This window comes from Paracoccus actinidiae, assembly GCF_030863885.1.
Classification (GTDB): domain Bacteria; phylum Pseudomonadota; class Alphaproteobacteria; order Rhodobacterales; family Rhodobacteraceae; genus Paracoccus; species Paracoccus everestensis.
In genome coordinates, this window is sequence record NZ_CP132956.1 from 2004571 (window position 1) to 2022002 (window position 17432).

Below are 17432 nucleotides of genomic sequence, written 5' to 3' on the forward strand. Positions count from 1 at the left end.
GATAGACCACCGCCAAGCGTCCCGATCAAGACCGTTGTGCGCGAATGCAGGACAGGCTGTGCGGACCGGCTTGCGGAAAAGGCTGACCACCGGCCCTGAAATGACGTTAGTCTGGCCATGCCATCCACTGAAAGGACGACGGACATGACCAAACCCCGCATCGGCGTGATTATCAGTTCCACCCGCGACACGCGTTTTGCCGACAAGCCTGCCGCCTGGCTGATGGACAAGGTCAAGGATCACCCCGACCTGGAGTTTGACCTGATCGACCTGCGCGACCAGAACCTGCCCTTCTTCAACGAGCCTGCATCGAACCTGTGGATGCCGTCGAGCGATCCGAATGCGGTGGCATGGCAGGAAAAGCTGGCGGGCTTCGACGGCTTCGTCTTTGTTGTCGCCGAATATAACCGGTCCATCACGGGGGCGCTGAAGAATGCGCTGGACCAGGCCTACAAGAAATGGAACCGCAAGCCGTTCGCGGCGCTCGCCTATGGCAGCCTGGGCGGGGCGCGGGCGCTGGAGCATCTGCGCCTGATCGGGATCGAGCTTCAGATGGTGCCGCTGCGCAACGCCGTCCATATCGGCGGGGGCGACTTCTTCAAGGTATCCCCCTTGGGGTCGGACGCCCCGATGAGCGAGATAGAAGCCCATCTGGAAGGCTCGCTGAACGCCATGCTGGACGAACTCGCCTGGTGGGCAAAGACCCTGCAGACCGCCCGGGGCTGAACCATCGCCGGGCAGCATCCGCGAGGGACGCTGCCCGATGGGATCAGAAGCGATCCAAGTGGGCGTCGATGGCGGCTGCGATTTCTCGGCGGATCACCGCGCGCAGATTGGCCGAGAAGCGTTCGCCCAATTCGCCATTCAATTCTTCCTGCACCATCTCGCGCAGCAGATCGCGGATGCCTAGTTCTTCGTCGCTCGCCGCGGCCTGGGCCTGCTGTTCGGCGGCAAAGGCGTCAGCCTCGGCGGCAAGGCGGGCGACGGTATCGACCGAAGCCGGTTCAGGCGGCAAGGCCCAGCCGGACAGGCGTTGTTCGACCGGTTTCGCCTCGGCCGAGGCGGCGGGGGCCGGTTCCTCCAGTTCGGGACGCATCCGGGCCTTCCAGTCGAAAGCCTCTGCGAAATCATCGGCATCGTCTGCGAAATCCTGGACCGGCCCCGCAAGGTTTGCGGCCGCAGGAACAGGATCGGGTTGGACCTGCGGCAGGGCTTCGCGCGCCTCGGGGCGCAACCAGGCCCGCCAGCCGGATGCCTTTGGCGCCTCGGGTTCATCGACCCGCCGTTCGGCCCCAAGCCACAGCGGAGAAACACTGGCCGCAGGCGCCGCCTCGGGTCTGGCCCGAAGGATGAATTGCGGAACGGGAGGGGCCGGTTCGGGTTCACGGGCAGCCGCCGCCGGAACCGGCCGGGCTGCCGTTTCGACCATTTGCCGTGCCAAGGCGGCATTGCCGCCGTAACGGCGGGCCAGGAATTCCCCGGCATCGTCCTGGACCAAACCATTGCGTTCGGCCTGGATGCTGTCGCGCGCTGAGGAAAGCGCGTCATCGTCGGCGATCATGCGGCGGATGGCGGTCAGGACATCGCCGATATCCTCGGACAGGCGGGCGGCGTTCTGGGAAAAGCGGGGGTCAGCCATGGTGCCCCCCGCCGTTCAGGGCATCAGTCGCGCCCGATCGCGCGCAACACGCGGTCAAGGCTTTCGCCCTGTTTGCTGGTGTAAGGCGCATCGCGCACGGCGTTGTAGTATTGCGAAGGGTCATAGGTCGGAATCCCCAGGTTCAGGTGTTCTACCGTAAGACGACCCATAGCAGCCAGAAGTTGATAATGTGCTAACTGGAGGTTGGCTTCCGCCGTAATCTTGTCGGCCCGCGCTTCCAGCAGCGACTGTTCCGCATCCAGCACGTCCAATGTGGTCCGCGCGCCAAGCGCGGCCTCCTCGCGCACGCCGTTATAGGCCTGCTCGGCGGCCGAGATTTGTTCGTCGATGGCGCGAATCTGGGCGCGGGAAACGTCGATATTGGCCCAGGATTCCCCTACCAGCTGACTGATCTGACGCGCGACGTTCAGCAGGTTAGACCGCGCCTGATCGCGGAATGCCATTGCCCGGCGATGCTGCGCAGGCAAGCGACCCCCGGAGTATAACGTTTGGCTCAACTCCAAGCCGACTGAGGCGCTGTTGCGATTGTCGTACTCCCCCGTCAACTGCTGCGGGCGGCGGCTTACCCCCGCCGCGACGTTTCCCGACAGCACCGGATTGCGTTCGGCCGCAGCCTGGGCCACCCCCAGTTCGGCGGCGGCGGCCTGACGCTGCGCTTGACCGATCAGCGGGTGACTACGCTGTCCGATGGCCCGCGCTTCACTGAGCGAAGCAGGCAGCCTGGGCAATGGCGGGGGCGCGGTCAGACCCGACGGAAGCCGCCCAGTTACCGCCAGATAGCTTTCGCGCGCAATCTCCAGATCCCCTTGGGCAGAGGCAAGGCTGGCCTGCGTCTCGGCCAACTGCGCATCTGCCAAGGCCACATCGGTCACGGTGATCTCGCCCACGTCGAAACGGTCCTGCGCCGCCTGACGTTCGCGGCTCAGAACCTCGACCGAATTCTGCTGCAAGGCCACACGCTCGGTCGCCTGCTTGATGTCGAAAAAGGCAAACGTCGCATCCCGCAAGACATCCTGTTCGACCACGACCAAGCCTTGGCGGGCCGCCAGCACCTGTTCCTTGGCCGCGTCGATGGCCAGTTGCGACCGGCCCCAATCGTAAAGCAGCATCTGCGCACCGATCTGCAGCGAGGTCGAGCGCGTCGTGGCATAGTCCGACAGCCCTTCATCGCGGCTGACCGTATGGCTGGCCGACCAGTCGACAATCGGACGCAGCGCGGCGATGGCGGTCGCGACATCCTCGTCGGCGGCACGCAGCACCGCGCGGTTCTGTTCGATCAGCGCGGAATGGCGATAGGCCGCGACCATCGTGTCGGCCAGCGATTCGGCGACCGCCGCCTGCCCGCCAAAGCCCAACAGCCCGGCGGCGGTGATCGCGGCAAGCGAACGAAGCCCCCTCATAGCGAAAAGCTCCGCACCCGTTCAAAGCCGGGCAGCAACGGCGCGCCCGCATTGAAGGCATAACGCCAGATGATACGGCTGTTCAAGAAATGTCCGATCCTGACAACGCCAAGGGCCCCTTCGACGAAAAGCGCAGCGATGCGGCCGCCTTCCTTCAACTGGGACAGGATCGCCTCGGGCACGTCCTCGACGCCGCCGTTGATCAGGATGGCGTCGTACGGGGCTTGCCGGGGCGCCCCTTCGTTCAAGGGCGCGTTCAGGACCGCGACGTTGAAAACGCCCGCCTCGGACAAACGCCGCTCGGCCTCGGCGGCCATGTCGGCGTTGTCCTCGATCGCGACAACGGTCTGGACCAGACGGGCCAGGACCGCAGCGGAGTAGCCAAAGCCGCAGCCCAGATCCAGGACCAGGTCGCCCGGCTGCAGGTCCAGCATGTCGATCATCTTGCCCAAGGTGCGCGGTTCCAGCAGCACGCGGCCCCCGCCCAGGTCCAGGTTCTCGCCCGAATAGGCAACGGCCCGGCGCGAAGGGGGGACGAAATCTTCCATCGGGACCGCCAGCATGGCCTCGATCACGGGGAACTTGGTGACATCACTGGGGCGAACCTGCGTATCCACCATCGTGGTGCGCCGCGCGGCGAAATCGCTCATCTTTGGGAACCTCTGCGAGCTGCTTTGAGGCTTATTGCCACGATTCCGGGACTCCCGCAACGCCGCACGTTCCCGTCTTGCAAGCGCCCTGCCGATCCATTATGGCATGAAAACCTTGTCAGCGGCGGGTTGGCGGAGAGGTTACGCAGCGGATTGCAAATCCGTGAAGACCGGTTCGATTCCGGTACCCGCCTCCAAGGTCTTCCCCAGCTTTGCAGCGACTGCGCGTCAGCCCTTGGCTTCGCGCCGGAAGCGCACGGACAATTGCCAAGGCGTGCCATAGGTCAGCCACAAGGCGGAAATCCACCACAGCGCGACCATGGCCCAGACATCGACCGCCATGCGCCGAAGGATGCCCTGATCCAGGGGGTTCATCTGGAAGGCATCGCCCAGAACCGACAGCAGCACGCAGGCCAGGAAGGAAAACAGCCCGCCCCGGCCGATCTGTTGCAGCGCAACGCCCAAGCGGCTGGCCGCCAGACGTTCCATCACGCGGGCCAGGGGCACGGCGACCAGCCAGCTTGCGCCCATGATCGCCAGGAAACGGGTGCCGTCCAGATCCCATTTGCCGATCTCTCCGCCATAGACGAGGCGCAGCGCGTCGCGGATGGGCAATGCGGGTTCGCCGAACTTGGCGGCGATGACGATGGCGCTGCCAAAGGCGAACATCCCCGCCGACAGGATCGTCAGCAGCCGGCGATGCGGCATCAGGACGGGAATGACCTGCTTGCGGAACAGGCCCATGGCGATGCCGGAAAAGAACAGCATCTGCCAGCCGAAAGGGTTGAACAGCAGCCCGCCAAGGCGGTGGTTGGGCACAAAGGCGTTCAGCACCGGGGCAAAGCACCACAGGACAAAGGATCCGGCGGCAAAGCTGATCGGATAGCGCAGCAACACTGGCACCAGGAACGGAACCGAGGCCAGCAGGATCACATACACGGCCAGCACGTCCAGCAGGTTGGGCTGCAACCACATGCTTGCCAGCACGCCAAAAAATCCGATCGGGTTTTCCAGAACCCAGACGGCATACTGGTGCCAGATCGCGGTGTGGTCCATGTCGAGCGCCAGCAAGCCGGCCGAGACCACGGCCATCAGCATCCCCCCAAAGACTAGGGCACGCCAAACCTCGAAGGCGCGGCGGGCGAAACGCCATTGCGCGGCGCGGCGGCCTTGTTTCGTTTCAACCGACAGCCACACCATGCCGACCAGGAAGCCCGACAACAGGACGAACAGTTCCGCCGCGTCGAAGATCGCGAAATTGGCCAGGGTGAACCACCGCAGTTCCGAAAGGGGCATATGGTCCAGCATGATGCAGACCAACGCGTAACCGCGCAGCATATCCAGGGCGATCAGCCGCTTCATGAGGAAAGGACGCTCCACTGTCGCAACAGGTCCGGGTCTGATACCAGGGCATCGGTTTCGTCGCGGGTCAGATATTCCAGCGCCTGCGCCCGAGTCCGGGCATGGGCGATCTTGGCCCCGGCGGTGATCCGGGCAAGGCGCTTGTCTTCCGGCAGGTCGGGGTTTTCGGGCAGCAGCGCGATATGGCGGTCGATCTGATCGGGCTGGGCACCGAAATGCAGCAGCCCTGCCGCGTCCCCCAAGGGGCGGGGCATCGCACGCACGACGGCACTGGCGTCTGACAGGATGGCGGGGGGATCGCGTTCTTCGGGCGTGACCAGCAGCCCCCGCATCCGCGCCCAGCGGCCAAAGATCGGGCTTGCGGAATAGCGCGAGGTGACGGGCGACAGGATCAGGCCCGCAAGGATCGGCGACAGCCAGATCAGTTGCGCGGGCGAAAACTGCGCCAGGACGATCAGCGTGCCGAGGCCTAGTCCCACATGGACCCAATGCCGCGCGATCACCACGTTCCAGTCGGGCATGGATCCGGCGCGGACCTGCGCGTTCCAGCCGCTGTCGCGACCCCGCAGGATTTCATAAATTTGCCGTGTCTGGATCAGCATCTGCACGGGGGCGATCAGGGCGGACAACAGGATCTCGAACAGGGAACTGGCGAAGATCCGCACCGGCCCGCCCGAATTGCGCGCCAGGGGCCGCGACCATGCGCGAAAGGTGGCGATCAGCTTGGGCAGCAGCAGCAGCGCCATGGCGGCCACGAATAGCCACAGCATCCGCTGCGCGTCGAAGACCGGCCAGTCGGGGAACAACTGATAAGCGGTCGGGAAATATTCCGGCGTGGACAAAAGCACCGTGGCCGACAGGACCAGGCCCACCAGGATCAGGGCCAGCCACAGGGGGCTCATGGCGAATCCCAGGATGCCGATGGCGAAATGCGCCAGCGTGACGGCACGGGCGCCGCGCATCCCGAACAGGCGGGAATGTTGCAGGTTGCCCTGCGCCCAGCGGCGTTCGCGCGCGGCCATGTCCAGCAGCGTGGGAGGGCAACCCTCGAAGCTGCCGCGCAGGTCATGGTCCAGACGGACCTTCCAGCCTGCCCGGCACAGGGCGGCGGCTTCCACGAAATCATGGGACAGGATGGTCCCCCCGAAGGGCGGCTTGCCCGGCAGGCGGGGCAGACCGCAGGCCCCCGCAAAGGCCGTCATGCGGATGATGGCGTTGTGGCCCCAGAAATTGCCGGTGTCGCCCGACCAGGCCGATACGCCGCGCGCGATCATCGGACCGTAAACACGGCCCGCGAATTGCGTCAGGCGGGCAAAGATCGTCTCGCCCCCGACCAGGATCGGCATGGTCTGGATCAGCGCCAGCCGGGGATCGGCGTTCATGCGGGCAGACAGTTCGCGGATCGTGGCGCCCGTCATGATGCTGTCGGCGTCCAGAACGACCATCTGGTCATAGCGCCCGCCCCAGCGGCGCACAAAGTCGCCGATATTGCCGGTCTTGCGATCCTCGTTGGTGATGCGGCGGCGATACCAGATCGGCAGGGGCGACATCTTGCGCGCCGCGTCGATCACCAGCGTCTCGTTCACGGCGATCACCGGATCGCGGCTGTCGGACAGCACGAAGATCTCGGTCCGGTCGGCCATTCCTTCCCGGTCCAGCTCTCGGGCCAGGGCGGTCAGCAGGCCGATGCTTTTCTGCGCATCCTCGTGATAGATGGGCATCACGACAGCAACGCGTGCGCCGTTCGGTCCCTGGGGCGTCACCAGCCGGGATGCGAACAGCCCGGCCAGCACGTTGCAGAACGAGAAACCGACCCAGGCGAATGTCGGCACGAACAACACCAGCAGCGCCCATTGCATGGGCGTCGGGTCGTCCCCGAAGCTGCGCAGCATCTGCTGAAACCCGACAACGGCCGCTGCCGCCGCGCCGCCAAAGGCCACCAGCCGCGCCATCCAGACGTGCCAGCCGTTACGCAGGCGGGGAAAGGCCGGACGGGGTCGTGCGCCGAAATCCTGCACCGGCATGGCCAGCGGCGATTCGGGCGGGGTTGCGGGCCTTTGCGCCAGGTTTGCGGAACGCGGATCGGCCAGGCTCATGCGGTCCAGCGCGCCAGCCAGGTTTCGCTCTGGGCCACCCCTTCGGGGCTGGTCAGCACCGCCTGCAAATCGGCCAGCGTGGCGTCTCCGGGTTCAAACTCGAAGGCCAGGCGCAGCACGCCCTGGTCGACCAGGGGCTTCAGATAGGCATGGACAATGGTCCCGACCGAGGTGGTGACCTGGGATTCCGGCATGGCATCGGAAAACAGCGACAGGTCGAAATCCACGATGACGCTGCGCAGGGACGGCGAATTGATCGACCGCCCGCTGCGGACCTGGCGCACCTTGGCCAGGGGCAGGTCGTTTGCCGGCAGGGGCGCGAAGATCAGGCGATACTGGAATTCGTGGCGCTTGTCCTTTTCCAGCGGCTCCTTGGGCACCCAGCAACTGACGATGTTGTCGTTGAACTCGTTCTCGACCGGGATTTCGACCAGCCGCACCTCGCCCTCGCCCCAGTTGCCCTCGGGTTCGATCCAGGCCGAGGGGCGCAGATGATACAGCGCCTCGGGATCCTGGTAGTCATCGAAATCGCGGCTGCGCTGCACAAGGCCAAAGCCGCGCGGATTGTTGTCCACAAAGGACGAAATCTGCAAGGTCTTGTGGGCGCCAAGGGTTCGCCACAAGGCCTGGCCCGCGCCGGTATGCATCTGCAAGCCGTCGCTGTCATGAACGGCGGGGCGGTAATCGTCCACCTCGCGGCGGCTGGCCGGTCCGAACCAAAACATCGAGGTCAAGGGCGCCAGCCCGGTGTTTTGCAGATCGACGCGCGGGAACAGCGCCACCCGGGTACGCACGGACGTCACCGCGCCCGGATTGACGTCGAACTGAAAGGCCCCGGCCACGGACTTGCTGTCCAGGGCCGCATAGATGCGCACCCAGCCCGACCCGTCGGTCGGTTCCTGGATCCAGAAATCGGTGAACAGCGGAAATTCCTCGCCGTCCGGGCTGCCGGTCTTGATGGCCAGCCCGCGTGCCGACAGGCCATAGATCGTGCCGCGTGCCACGGCGCGGAAATAGGTCGCGCCCTGGAAGACCAGGAATTCGTCCATCACACCGGGCCGGTTCAGGATCGTGCGCAGCCGAAAGCCGGACCATCCCATCTGCCCCTTGTTCTGCAGGTCCGCGCCATCGGGAAACTGGGACGGGTCGAATTCCAGCATCGAGGGATCGAAGTCCAGCCGGTGCGGCACGCCGTCGCGCACGACGCTGATATTGACCGGCTCATAGAAGATCGCGCCCGGCGGCAGCAAATCCATGCCAAACTGCGGATTGCCAGCGAAAGGATCGCGGTCACGGCGAAAGCGGATGGCGCGATACTGGTCATAGGTCAGGTTGGCGAAGCTGCCCACCTGCTCGGCTACCGGCTGTTCGTAAACGCGCGTGGCGCGTTCCGCCGCCAGCGACGCGACTTCCTCGAATCCAAAGGTTGTGGGCGGCGCGGGCGGGGGGGTGTCGGTTCCCGTCCCGGCTGGCGCCGCCTCGTCCGTTGCTGTCTGCGCCCCCGCAGGACCGGCGACAAGCACCCCTCCTGCCGCCAGGGCGGTCGCTGCGTTGAGAAAATGACGGCGTTTCATATCGGGTGATGGTTGCCAAAAACCGTTTCATCATAAGGGTGTTGCACCGCCACAGCAAGGCACAAGCCGAACATGGGCCGCCCAGGCCGGGTTGCCCGAATGGGCCAGGCATTGCCTGATTTCGCGGCTTTCCGCCTATTGCTGCGCCAGCCAGGCGGTGATGGGACCGCGCAGGTTCGCCTGGCCCGAATCCAGTCGGTCGTCGATCAGCTTGCGCAGGTCGGTCAGCGACACCCGGCGGATCAGATGCTTGACCGGACCGATGGAGGCCGGGCGCATGGACAGGCGCGGGATGCCCAGGGCGGCAAAGGTCAGCGCCTCGACCGGGCGGCCCGCGTCTTCGCCGCAAAAGGACAAGGGCACGCGCGCATCCTCGCAGCGCGCGATGATCTGGCGCAGAAGCAGCAGGAACGACGAGCTGAGGGTATCGTAACGCCGCCGCACCCGTTCGTTTTCCCGGTCGGCGGCAAAGAAGAACTGCTTCAGGTCGTTCCCGCCGACCGAGATGAAATCGCACATCTCGAAGAATTTCTTCGGCGCAAAGGCCAGCGACGGCGTTTCCAGCATGGCGCCCACGCGAATGTCGGTGGGCATCGGATGGCCCACCCGCTGTTCGCGCGACAGTTCCTGCATCAGGATCTTATACGCCGCCTCGTATTCGCCGATATCGGCGACGAACGGGAACATGACATGAAGGGGCCGCCCCACCGATGCGCGGATCAGGGCCTGCAACTGCATCCGCAGCACGCCGCGCTTGTCCAGGCCCACGCGGATCGCGCGCCAGCCCATCGCCGGGTTCGGTTCGTCCTGCGGCTTCATATAGGGCAGGACCTTGTCAGACCCGATGTCCAGGGTGCGGAACATCACCGGCTTGCCCTGGGCATTGTCCATGACGCGGCGATACAATTCTGCCAGCTCGCCCCGGCGGGGCACGTGGTTGCGGATCAGGAACTGCAATTCGGTGCGGAACAGGCCCACGCCCTCGGCCCCCGACCCGGCGAGGGACGGCAGGTCGGCCATCAGGCCCGCGTTCATGTAAAGCTGGACGGTGGTGCCGCAAGTGCCTGTCGCGGGCAGGCCGCGCAGGCTGGCATAGCGGTTCTGCGCCTCGGCCTGCATGGCGATCTTGTCGAGAAACGCCTTGTAGACGCTTTCCTCGGGGCGCAGGTGGACAATCCCCTGGTCGCCGTCGATCATGATCGTGTCGCCGTTCAGCGCCTCGGTCGTGATGCGGGGGGCGTGGATGACAAGCGGAATGGCCAGGGCGCGGGCGACGATGGCCGCATGGCTGCCGACCGAGCCTTCTTCCAGCACAACGCCCTTCAGGCGCCGGCCGTATTCCAGCAACTCGGCGGGACCGATGTTGCGGGCGACCAGGATCGGGTTGTCGGGCATCTCGGCCCCGGTATTGGTCCCCTGCCCCGTCAGGATCCGCAAAAGGCGGTTGGACAGGTCATCCAGATCGTGCAGGCGGTCGCGCAGGTAAGGATCGGCGGACATTTCCAGCCTGGCGCGGGCGGCGGATTGTTCCTTTTCCACCGCAGCCTCGGCGGACAGGCCAAGCTGGATGTCCTCCTCCATCCGCTTGAGCCAGCTGCGCGAATGGGCAAACATCCGATAGGTTTCCAGCACGGCGGCGTGTTCACCCTCGCCCCCCATTTCGGCGGCGGCGACCATCGTATCGACAGTGCTGCGCAGCATGGCCACGCCTTCGTACAGGCGCGCGCTTTCGCGGTCGGGATCGTCGCCCACGGGATTGGTCACGACCACGCGCGCCTCGTGCAGCCAGACACGGCCCTCGGCGGCGCCTTCCTGCCCGGTGGCCCCCCGGATCATCAGCGGAAAGCGGTGCTTGGAGGGCAGGCTGTCGGCTTGGCTGCCCTGGAAGGCGCCCAGTTCGGTCATCTCGGCCAAGACCATGGCCACGACTTCCAGGCCATAGATTTCGTCTTCGGAAAACAGCCGCGCTTCGCGGCACTGGACGATCAGCACGCCCAGCCGTTCACCCACCCGCTGGATCGGCACGCCCAGAAAGCTGGGAAACACTTCCTCGCCGGTCTCGGGCATGAAGCGGAAACCGGGTTCAGAGGGCGCATCGGCAGTATTGATGTAACGCCCGGTGCGGGCCACGCGCCCCACCAGTCCCTCGCCCAGGCGCAGGCGGGTGCGGTGGACGGATTCGGGGCGCAGCCCTTCGGTCGCGCACAGTTCCAGGGTATTCGGATCGCGGAACAGATAGATCGAGCAGACCTGCGTTCCCATCGAATCGGCGATGTGATGGGTGATCTGGTCAAGCCGGTCCTGGCCGCCGCCGGGGGCGCCCAGGATCCCCTTCAACCGTTGCAACAGCTTGCGTGAATCGCTGTCCTTGCGGTCTTGCATTGCCTGCCTTGCCCTGCCTTGCTTTTGCCCGCAGATGCCATACGGCACGCCATGGGAAGATATCAGGCCGCTTCCAGGCCAAAGGCATCATGCAGCGCCTGCACGGCCAATTCCATATATTTGCGGTCGATCAGCACCGAAATCTTGATCTCGCTGGTGGAGATGACCTTGATGTTGACGTTTTCATCGGCAAGCGCCTTGAACATCCGCGCCGCGACGCCCGCATGGCTGCGCATCCCGATGCCGACGACGCTGACCTTGGCGACCTCGGTGTCGACAACCAGTTCGTCATAGGCGATGGTGCCCGCCGACTTGGCGTCTTCCATCGCGCGCTTGGCGCGTTCCACCTGGTTGATGGGAACGGAAAAGGTCATGTCCGTGACCGAACCGGGGTGATCGTCGTAATCCTTTTCGGAAATGTTCTGGACGATCATGTCCACATTCACGCCCGCATCGGCCAAGGGCGCGAAGATGGCGGCGGAAATGCCGGGGCGATCCTCGACCGTGACCAGGGTGATCTTTGCCTCGTCGCGCGAATAGGCGACGCCGCTGACGACTTTCGATTCCATGATTTCTCCCTCATCGCAGACCAGGGTGCCTGATGTCTCGTCCGTGTCCTCGAACGAGGATAACACGCGCAGCCGCACCTTGAAGCGCATCGCCAGTTCGACCGAACGGGTCTGCAGAACCTTTGCGCCCAGGGACGCCAGTTCCAGCATCTCCTCGAAGGCGATCTTTTCCAGCTTGCGGGCCTTCGAGGTGATGCGGGGGTCGGTCGTATAAACCCCGTCCACGTCGGTATAGATGTCGCAACGCTCGGCGGCGAAGGCTGCGGCAAAGGCCACGGCGGTCGTGTCCGACCCGCCCCGGCCCAGCGTGGTGATGCGTCCGTCGGGACCAAGCCCCTGGAAGCCCGCGACCACCGCGACCTTGAAGCCTTCGGCAAACTTTGCGTCGATGTTGGCGCGCGGGATATCCACGAATCGCGCCGCCGAATGGGCGGCAGTGGTGTTGATCGGCACCTGCCAGCCCTGCCAGCTGCGCGCGGGCACGCCCATTTCCTGAAGCGTCAGCGCCATCAGCCCGGCTGTCACATTCTCGCCCGAGCTGACCACCGCGTCGTATTCGCGCGCATCGAACAAGGGCGAGGTTTGTTCGACCCAGCCCACCAGTTCGTTGGTCTTGCCGGACATGGCGCTGACGATGACGATCACGTCATAGCCGCGCTCGACCTCTCGCTGGACCTTGGTGGCGGCGTTCTTGATCCGGTCAAGATCGGCCACGGATGTTCCGCCAAATTTCATCACCAGAAGCGGCATCGCGGGCCTCCGACCTGGGGGTTGCCTGTTCGGCGCGGCTTTTATGGGCCGGGGGCCGAAACCGCAAGGGCGGAAAGGGGATAACGGCGATCGTTGTGGCGGTCAGTTGGCCTTCTGGCGCGGGATAAAGGGCAAGGGTGCCACCGGCACGCCATCCTCGACCAGCTTGCGGGCGTCCTCGATCCTCGCCTCGCCGTGGATGGCACGGCCCGGGGTGCGGCCTTCGTGCATGGCGCGGGCCTCGTCGGCGAACTTCAGGCCGACATAATCGCTGTTCGCCTCGACCTGCTGGCGCAGGGCGTGCAGCGCGGCCTCGGCCGGGGTCATGGCGGGCGCGGCCTTTTCAGGCGCCGGGACCGAGGGGGCCATCAGCGACTTTTCGACCTTTGCCGATCCGCAAAGCGTGCAGGCGACATGACCCGCCGCCCGCGTCGTCTCGAACGCGTCGGAGGAACGGAACCAGCCGTCGAAATTATGGCCCTGGTCACAGCGCAAAGCATAGCGGATCATTGATACGAACCTTTCCCTTCCCTGCCTATATCGGGTCAGCGCGGCGTCCCCGCAAGTTCCCGCAGATGCGCAATCAAGGCCGCCGGGTCGCCCGCGCGATCGTCCAGCACGGTGCGGGCCGCCTGGCCCATCCGCCGGGCCTGCGCCGGATCGCCTGCCAGCCGGATCACCTGACCGGCCAGGGATGCTGCATCGACGCACAAGGCGCCCCCTGATCCTTCCAGGGCGGCATAGGCATCGCGGAAATTGCCGACATGGGGGCCGTGCAAAATGGCACAGCCATGGGCCGCAGGCTCCCAAGGTGTATGGCCGCCCCGGTCGGTCAGCGAACCGCCGACAAGACACAGGCCCGACGCCGCATACCAGCGATCCATCTCTCCAAGCGTATCGGCCAGCAGCACGTCGCCGCCCACGCCGCCCTGCGAGCGACGATCAAAGGCGATGCCATGCCGCGCCAGCAGGCCTGCCACCTCGTCCCCGCGCGGTGGGTGGCGAATGGCCAGGATCAGCCGCAGGTCGGGACAATGCCGCCGCGCTTGCAACCAGGCATCCACCACCGCCGCCTCCTCTCCTTCATGGGTCGAGGCGGCAAGCCAGGTCCGGTCGCGTGCGGGGCTGGGCGCGGGCGCCACGACGCCGGCCGGGGTCAGCAGCTTCAAATCCAGACGCGGCAGGATGGCCCGGTCAGGCAGGCCAAGCGCGCGCAGCCGCGCTTCGCTGCCGGCGTCCTGTGCCGACAGGGCCGCAATCCGCCCCAGGACCGGCCCGATCAGGCGCGGAACACGCCCCCAACGTCCGGCCGACCGTTGCGACAAGCGTGCGCCAATCATTGCCTGCGCAATCCCCCGGGCCGCCAAAGCCTGCGACCGCAAGGGCCAGAATTCGGATTCAACCGTGATCTGCAAGCTCGGCCGCACCCCATCCAGGAACCGTTCCAACGCCCCCGGCACGTCCAGCGGGGCCAGACGCGCCTTCATCCCCCAGCCTGCCGCCATGTCCCGCCCGGTGATGCTGTTGGCCGTCACCAGGACCCGATGTGTTTGCGCCAGGGCCGCGATCACCGGACGGGCCGAGGTCAATTCCCCGACCGACGCGCCGTGGATCCAGATGTCAGCCTGTCCCGCCGGTTCCAAAGCCAACCGTTGCCGCAATGCCGCGGACGCGCCGACTAAGGCGCGCAGGCGCAGCGAGGCTTCGAGGACATGGGCAGTGGCACGATGGATCATGGAAAACCGCTGGCGACTCTGGGGCTGCTATAGCGGATAGGCCAAGGGTCATGAAGCCTGCACTTTCCTGCGGAACCCAGGGTAAGGCGCGACGTTGGCATTGCAAGTAAGCAAATTCAGGAGGTTTCCATGAAAGGACTTGTCGCCTGGTGGCTGGGCGTCCCGGTCGTCGTGATCGTGATCCTGTATCTTACGGGGATTTTCTAAGGATCAGGGATAACCTATTTCGGTCCTGGGACAGGTGGTTGGACAAGCGGTTCAACCACCTTTTCTTCTGGTTACAGCACTTGAATTTCGAATTAATCAGTCAGCTACCATGTTCTATTATAGGTAGAAATATAAATAATTCTACACCTTCTGATTTAAAGTTTTCGTCACATAATACGCAAGCACTTGTTTTCTATAAGTAGGTTTAAGACACAGAAGAATTGACAGGGTCCAGTTCCAACCAATCGACAACTAGGGCGTGTTGACGTTTGAGGATTTCCAAACTGATCGCTGGCTGATTCAAGGCTGCCAAATGGGAGGCAACCTTGATCCGCACGACCTTGACCGACACACAGTGGGCACTTATCGCTCATCTCCCTGAAAAACGATGAAAAAACCGACACCGACAACCCTGCCGCGGGGTAGAGCAGCCCGGTAGCTCGTCAGGCTCATAACCTGAAGGCCGCAGGTTCAAATCCTGCCCCCGCAACCAAACCACGCCTAAAATGACACAAGCCCCGGATAGACGCCGGGGCTTTGGCATGTCCGCGTCTTTCAGGATTGGGGGGTCTGCTTTGCGCTGCACTCTCCATTCTGAATGCACCATTCCTTCGAGGCAGGGTTTGTCATGGTGCCTCCAGTCGTATCAGTTCGTCTCAAAACGGTTCGGTGGGTGTTCGGTAGCCCAGGCACTTTCGGGGCGTAGCGTTCAACCGCTGACACATCATCCTCATCGAACGAGGTGTCAGCTGCGACACAGCAGTGTCCCGGGGCAGGCAGCGACGGAGCCGCCTGTTCATGTTCTCGACCGAGCCCCTTTGCCACGGCTTGCGCGTCGCAGAACCACGCTTTCGTGCTAAGGCCGGTTTCCAGCTCGCGCCAGGCCACGAACTCTAGGCTGCGGTCAAAGGTGATCGAGCGCCGCGCGTCGGCAGGCAGGGGGCGACATAGGCCCGCAGGGAGTTCTTTTCGTATTTGATGGTCGCGGCTGGGTGAGGCTACAGTGTCGGGACGCGACCCGCAGGTGCACGGCAGCAAAGCGTGATGTCAGATCGACGTTGCTGTCCTCGCGCCATGGGAAGGTCTTCCACACATCGGCGTTTGTGCAGCGGGCGCGGCGCAGATCTGATCGATCGCCATCTCCAGGCTCGGTTTGGAAAGCAATCTCGTCTGGCATCTTTGCTTTTTGCCGATGTTACGGATCATCCAACCAGATCACTGGAAGCCAAAGCGGCCACGCAATCGGCAAGCCCCGCCTCATTGCCAATGGAAAGACTGACTGCTATCTGGCAATAGTCCTGCTTGCCGACTTGTCCGCAATGTTGACGGGCGACCTCCCCGGAATGGTTGCCCTTTGGGGAAAGCCCATGTCACCGATAATCCGGGCCGTGACCGGGCCACCGCCTTTCATGCGGGGGGCAAGACCCGATCGCAAACGCGCCCCATCAGCGCTTCGTCTGACCAAGAGGCTTGTCCCAGAAGGTATAAAAGGAACTGGTGCCTGGTGCAAACATGCGACGGCGCCGTCACCGCGGCCAGTGGCTCCACGCTTTTGCACGGCGCCGGCATCATCAACCCCGTGCAATCATCAAGGCTCCGCACGGTCCACCTGGTCTAGCCCTTGTTTCACCGGACACTCCTCAGGCGGTTGCTGTTTGAGCTGCGATAAACTTGCGTGGCGAGCGCATCTTCGGCCCTGAGTGCGGGTGGTTGTCGTTGTAATTCTCGATTCAGCTTCCGATCAATCCAAGGACTGCCTGGGCATCCGGCAGCGGTGCCACCTGGACGTAATCGCGCTTCAGCGTCTTTACGAAGGGCGAGCCATTGTCCGCCACTGGTCCGAGGACATTGCGAGTGAGATACCATTGCTTTGTGGACTCTGCACCGGTGTGAAGCAGGGTTTCAGCCCGAGCTGGCGCGCGGAGATCTGCGTTTCCTTCGCAATGTAAGGGGAGCCCTTGTCGGACAGCATCTCAATGACCGAAGATGCGCGACATGTGGCGAAGCGACGTTCGACGGATTCGAGCATGATGTCGCGAATGTCGGACCCGCTGATGCCGGCATTGACCACAGCCCTCCACGCGATGATTTCGCGGTCATGGGCATCGATGATAAAAGCGTCCCGGACGATGTCGCCGTTCCGAGCCGGGTGAACTCAAAGCCGTCACTGCACCAGCGGAGGTTCGAGCGCATCACGATGATCCTGCCGTCATGGATGTGCTCCGGCCGCTCAGAATATTTCCGCGCCAGCAGCAGGTTGTGTGCTGTCATGATCCTGTAGGTGCTTGAGTTGATACCGCTTCAGGCCGCCATACTTCTTGCGCCCGCGATAATACATCGGCTCGGTCACGCCGATCTGCCGCACCGCGTCGGAAATCGCCATTCCTTGTCCATGAAGCACTTCAATCTGTCAAAGCTTCAGAACGATGTCTTCGGGTTCGTCCCACTTGCCTGCCATCTGCTGGTCCTCCTGAACGGGATAACCCTATCCGAGTGGAGGACCAGTTCAGGGGGCACTCCAGCCGCAGCCACAGTTATCGCATGTAAATTTTGTGCCAAGGCAAAACGCGATGCCAGCAAAGCTTGGGTGCGCCGCGCGCGTCCTTAGTACATAACGGTATGCAGGGTAATGGTGGCGGGTGCGCCTGCCTGAACCTGCGTGCTGCCCCGCGCGATCAGCCAGCCATCCGTTCGCTGCAAACGTGCAACGATCTGCCGGGGCAGGGGACCGCCTGTTGCGGATGGGGGCAGGGCTATCAACACATTCATCTGTCTTGATCCGCCATCGCTCTGGGCATTTGTCCGTGCACCGCCGGACGGCCCGCTGGCTGCTCCGTCAAGATATACGACCAATTCACCCTTCGGGATGGTCCCGCCGCCTTCGTAGGCGATGGCAACTTCGATCTGGGTCGGATGGGGCGTATCGGCCCCGGCGGTTGCCGCAATCGCCGCAGTTGCGGCGGCCAACAATATCGTCCGGCGACGGGCAAGCCGCTTCATCCTGTGTTCCCCATTGCTTTCGCTGTGCCGGATTGCCCGACCACGC

At 64.1% G+C, this 17432-nt stretch carries 13 protein-coding genes, 2 tRNA genes and 3 pseudogenes; 3 read left to right on the forward strand and 15 right to left on the reverse strand.

The annotated features are described in order from the left end of the window. Nucleotides 1-144: 144 nt before the first annotated feature. Nucleotides 145-726 (forward strand): NADPH-dependent FMN reductase, encoded by a 582-nt coding sequence (locus Q5701_RS10035; protein WP_306755084.1) that lies wholly within the window; start codon nucleotides 145-147, stop codon nucleotides 724-726. 43 nt (nucleotides 727-769) lie between these two features. On the opposite strand, the gene Q5701_RS10040 is transcribed toward Q5701_RS10035, so the two are convergent. The 3 genes from Q5701_RS10040 to Q5701_RS10050 are packed head-to-tail and all read right to left on the reverse strand — an operon-like array spanning nucleotide 770 to nucleotide 3710. Beyond that, the gene (locus tag Q5701_RS10040; RefSeq protein ID WP_306755085.1) at nucleotides 770-1639 is read right to left on the reverse strand and encodes a hypothetical protein; all 870 of its coding nucleotides are present in this window, start codon (nucleotides 1637-1639) and stop codon (nucleotides 770-772) included. A gap of 23 nt (nucleotides 1640-1662) precedes the next feature. Then, nucleotides 1663-3060 carry a TolC family outer membrane protein gene (locus Q5701_RS10045; protein WP_306755086.1) on the reverse strand — a complete coding sequence of 466 codons (1398 nt, stop codon included), beginning with the start codon at nucleotides 3058-3060 and terminating at the stop codon, nucleotides 1663-1665. Next, nucleotides 3057-3710 (reverse strand): protein-L-isoaspartate O-methyltransferase family protein, encoded by a 654-nt coding sequence (locus tag Q5701_RS10050; RefSeq protein WP_306755087.1) that lies wholly within the window; start codon nucleotides 3708-3710, stop codon nucleotides 3057-3059. Before Q5701_RS10050 ends, Q5701_RS10045 begins: the two co-directional genes overlap by 4 nt. Nucleotides 3711-3833: 123 nt before the next feature. Here Q5701_RS10050 and Q5701_RS10055 point away from each other — a divergent pair. Next, a tRNA-Cys gene (locus Q5701_RS10055) sits at nucleotides 3834-3907 on the forward strand. Nucleotides 3908-3938: 31 nt separating this feature from the next. On the opposite strand, the gene opgC is transcribed toward Q5701_RS10055, so the two are convergent. The 7 genes from opgC to Q5701_RS10090 all read right to left on the reverse strand — a co-directional run bounded on the left by opgC (nucleotide 3939) and on the right by Q5701_RS10090 (nucleotide 14179). After that, nucleotides 3939-5072, reverse strand: coding sequence for an OpgC domain-containing protein (gene opgC / locus Q5701_RS10060; RefSeq protein ID WP_306755088.1), 1134 nt, complete (start codon nucleotides 5070-5072; stop codon nucleotides 3939-3941). Next, nucleotides 5069-7168 (reverse strand): glucans biosynthesis glucosyltransferase MdoH, encoded by a 2100-nt coding sequence (gene mdoH / locus Q5701_RS10065; RefSeq protein ID WP_306755089.1) that lies wholly within the window; start codon nucleotides 7166-7168, stop codon nucleotides 5069-5071. The genes opgC and mdoH overlap by 4 nt, the downstream gene beginning before the upstream one ends. Continuing rightward, entirely contained in the window at nucleotides 7165-8742 is a 1578-nt protein-coding gene (locus Q5701_RS10070) for an OpgD/OpgG family glucan biosynthesis protein (RefSeq protein ID WP_306755090.1), read from the reverse strand. The genes mdoH and Q5701_RS10070 overlap by 4 nt, the downstream gene beginning before the upstream one ends. A 135-nt stretch (nucleotides 8743-8877) precedes the next feature. After that, entirely contained in the window at nucleotides 8878-11124 is a 2247-nt protein-coding gene (gene ptsP, locus Q5701_RS10075; RefSeq protein WP_306755091.1) for a phosphoenolpyruvate--protein phosphotransferase, read from the reverse strand. 62 nt (nucleotides 11125-11186) lie between these two features. Continuing rightward, nucleotides 11187-12443, reverse strand: a complete 1257-nt coding sequence (locus tag Q5701_RS10080; protein WP_234853797.1) for an aspartate kinase — start codon at nucleotides 12441-12443, stop codon at nucleotides 11187-11189. A gap of 102 nt (nucleotides 12444-12545) precedes the next feature. Continuing rightward, nucleotides 12546-12953 (reverse strand): DUF1178 family protein, encoded by a 408-nt coding sequence (locus Q5701_RS10085; RefSeq protein ID WP_306755092.1) that lies wholly within the window; start codon nucleotides 12951-12953, stop codon nucleotides 12546-12548. A gap of 35 nt (nucleotides 12954-12988) precedes the next feature. Further along, nucleotides 12989-14179: a 3-deoxy-D-manno-octulosonic acid transferase gene (locus Q5701_RS10090; RefSeq protein ID WP_306755093.1), complete on the reverse strand. Its 1191-nt coding sequence runs from the start codon at nucleotides 14177-14179 to the stop codon at nucleotides 12989-12991. A 623-nt stretch (nucleotides 14180-14802) separates the two neighbouring features. Between Q5701_RS10090 and Q5701_RS10095 the strand changes: the two genes are divergently transcribed. Next, nucleotides 14803-14879, forward strand: a tRNA-Met gene (locus Q5701_RS10095). A 163-nt stretch (nucleotides 14880-15042) separates the two neighbouring features. Here Q5701_RS10095 and Q5701_RS23085 read toward each other — a convergent pair. The 5 genes and pseudogenes from Q5701_RS23085 to Q5701_RS10115 form a co-directional block, all read right to left on the reverse strand. Beyond that, nucleotides 15043-15328: pseudogene (locus tag Q5701_RS23085) on the reverse strand (IS30 family transposase); the annotation flags it as partial. 260 nt (nucleotides 15329-15588) lie between these two features. Continuing rightward, nucleotides 15589-15729 (reverse strand): annotated as a pseudogene (locus Q5701_RS22855) (hypothetical protein); the annotation flags it as partial. 297 nt (nucleotides 15730-16026) lie between these two features. After that, nucleotides 16027-16666, reverse strand: a pseudogene (locus Q5701_RS10105) (DDE-type integrase/transposase/recombinase); the annotation flags it as partial. Further along, nucleotides 16617-16769, reverse strand: a complete 153-nt coding sequence (locus Q5701_RS10110; RefSeq protein ID WP_306755094.1) for a hypothetical protein — start codon at nucleotides 16767-16769, stop codon at nucleotides 16617-16619. The pseudogene Q5701_RS10105 and the gene Q5701_RS10110, both read right to left, overlap by 50 nt. Before the next feature lie 221 nt (nucleotides 16770-16990). Beyond that, nucleotides 16991-17386 (reverse strand): hypothetical protein, encoded by a 396-nt coding sequence (locus Q5701_RS10115; RefSeq protein ID WP_306755096.1) that lies wholly within the window; start codon nucleotides 17384-17386, stop codon nucleotides 16991-16993. Between the last annotated feature and the right edge of the window lie 46 nt (nucleotides 17387-17432).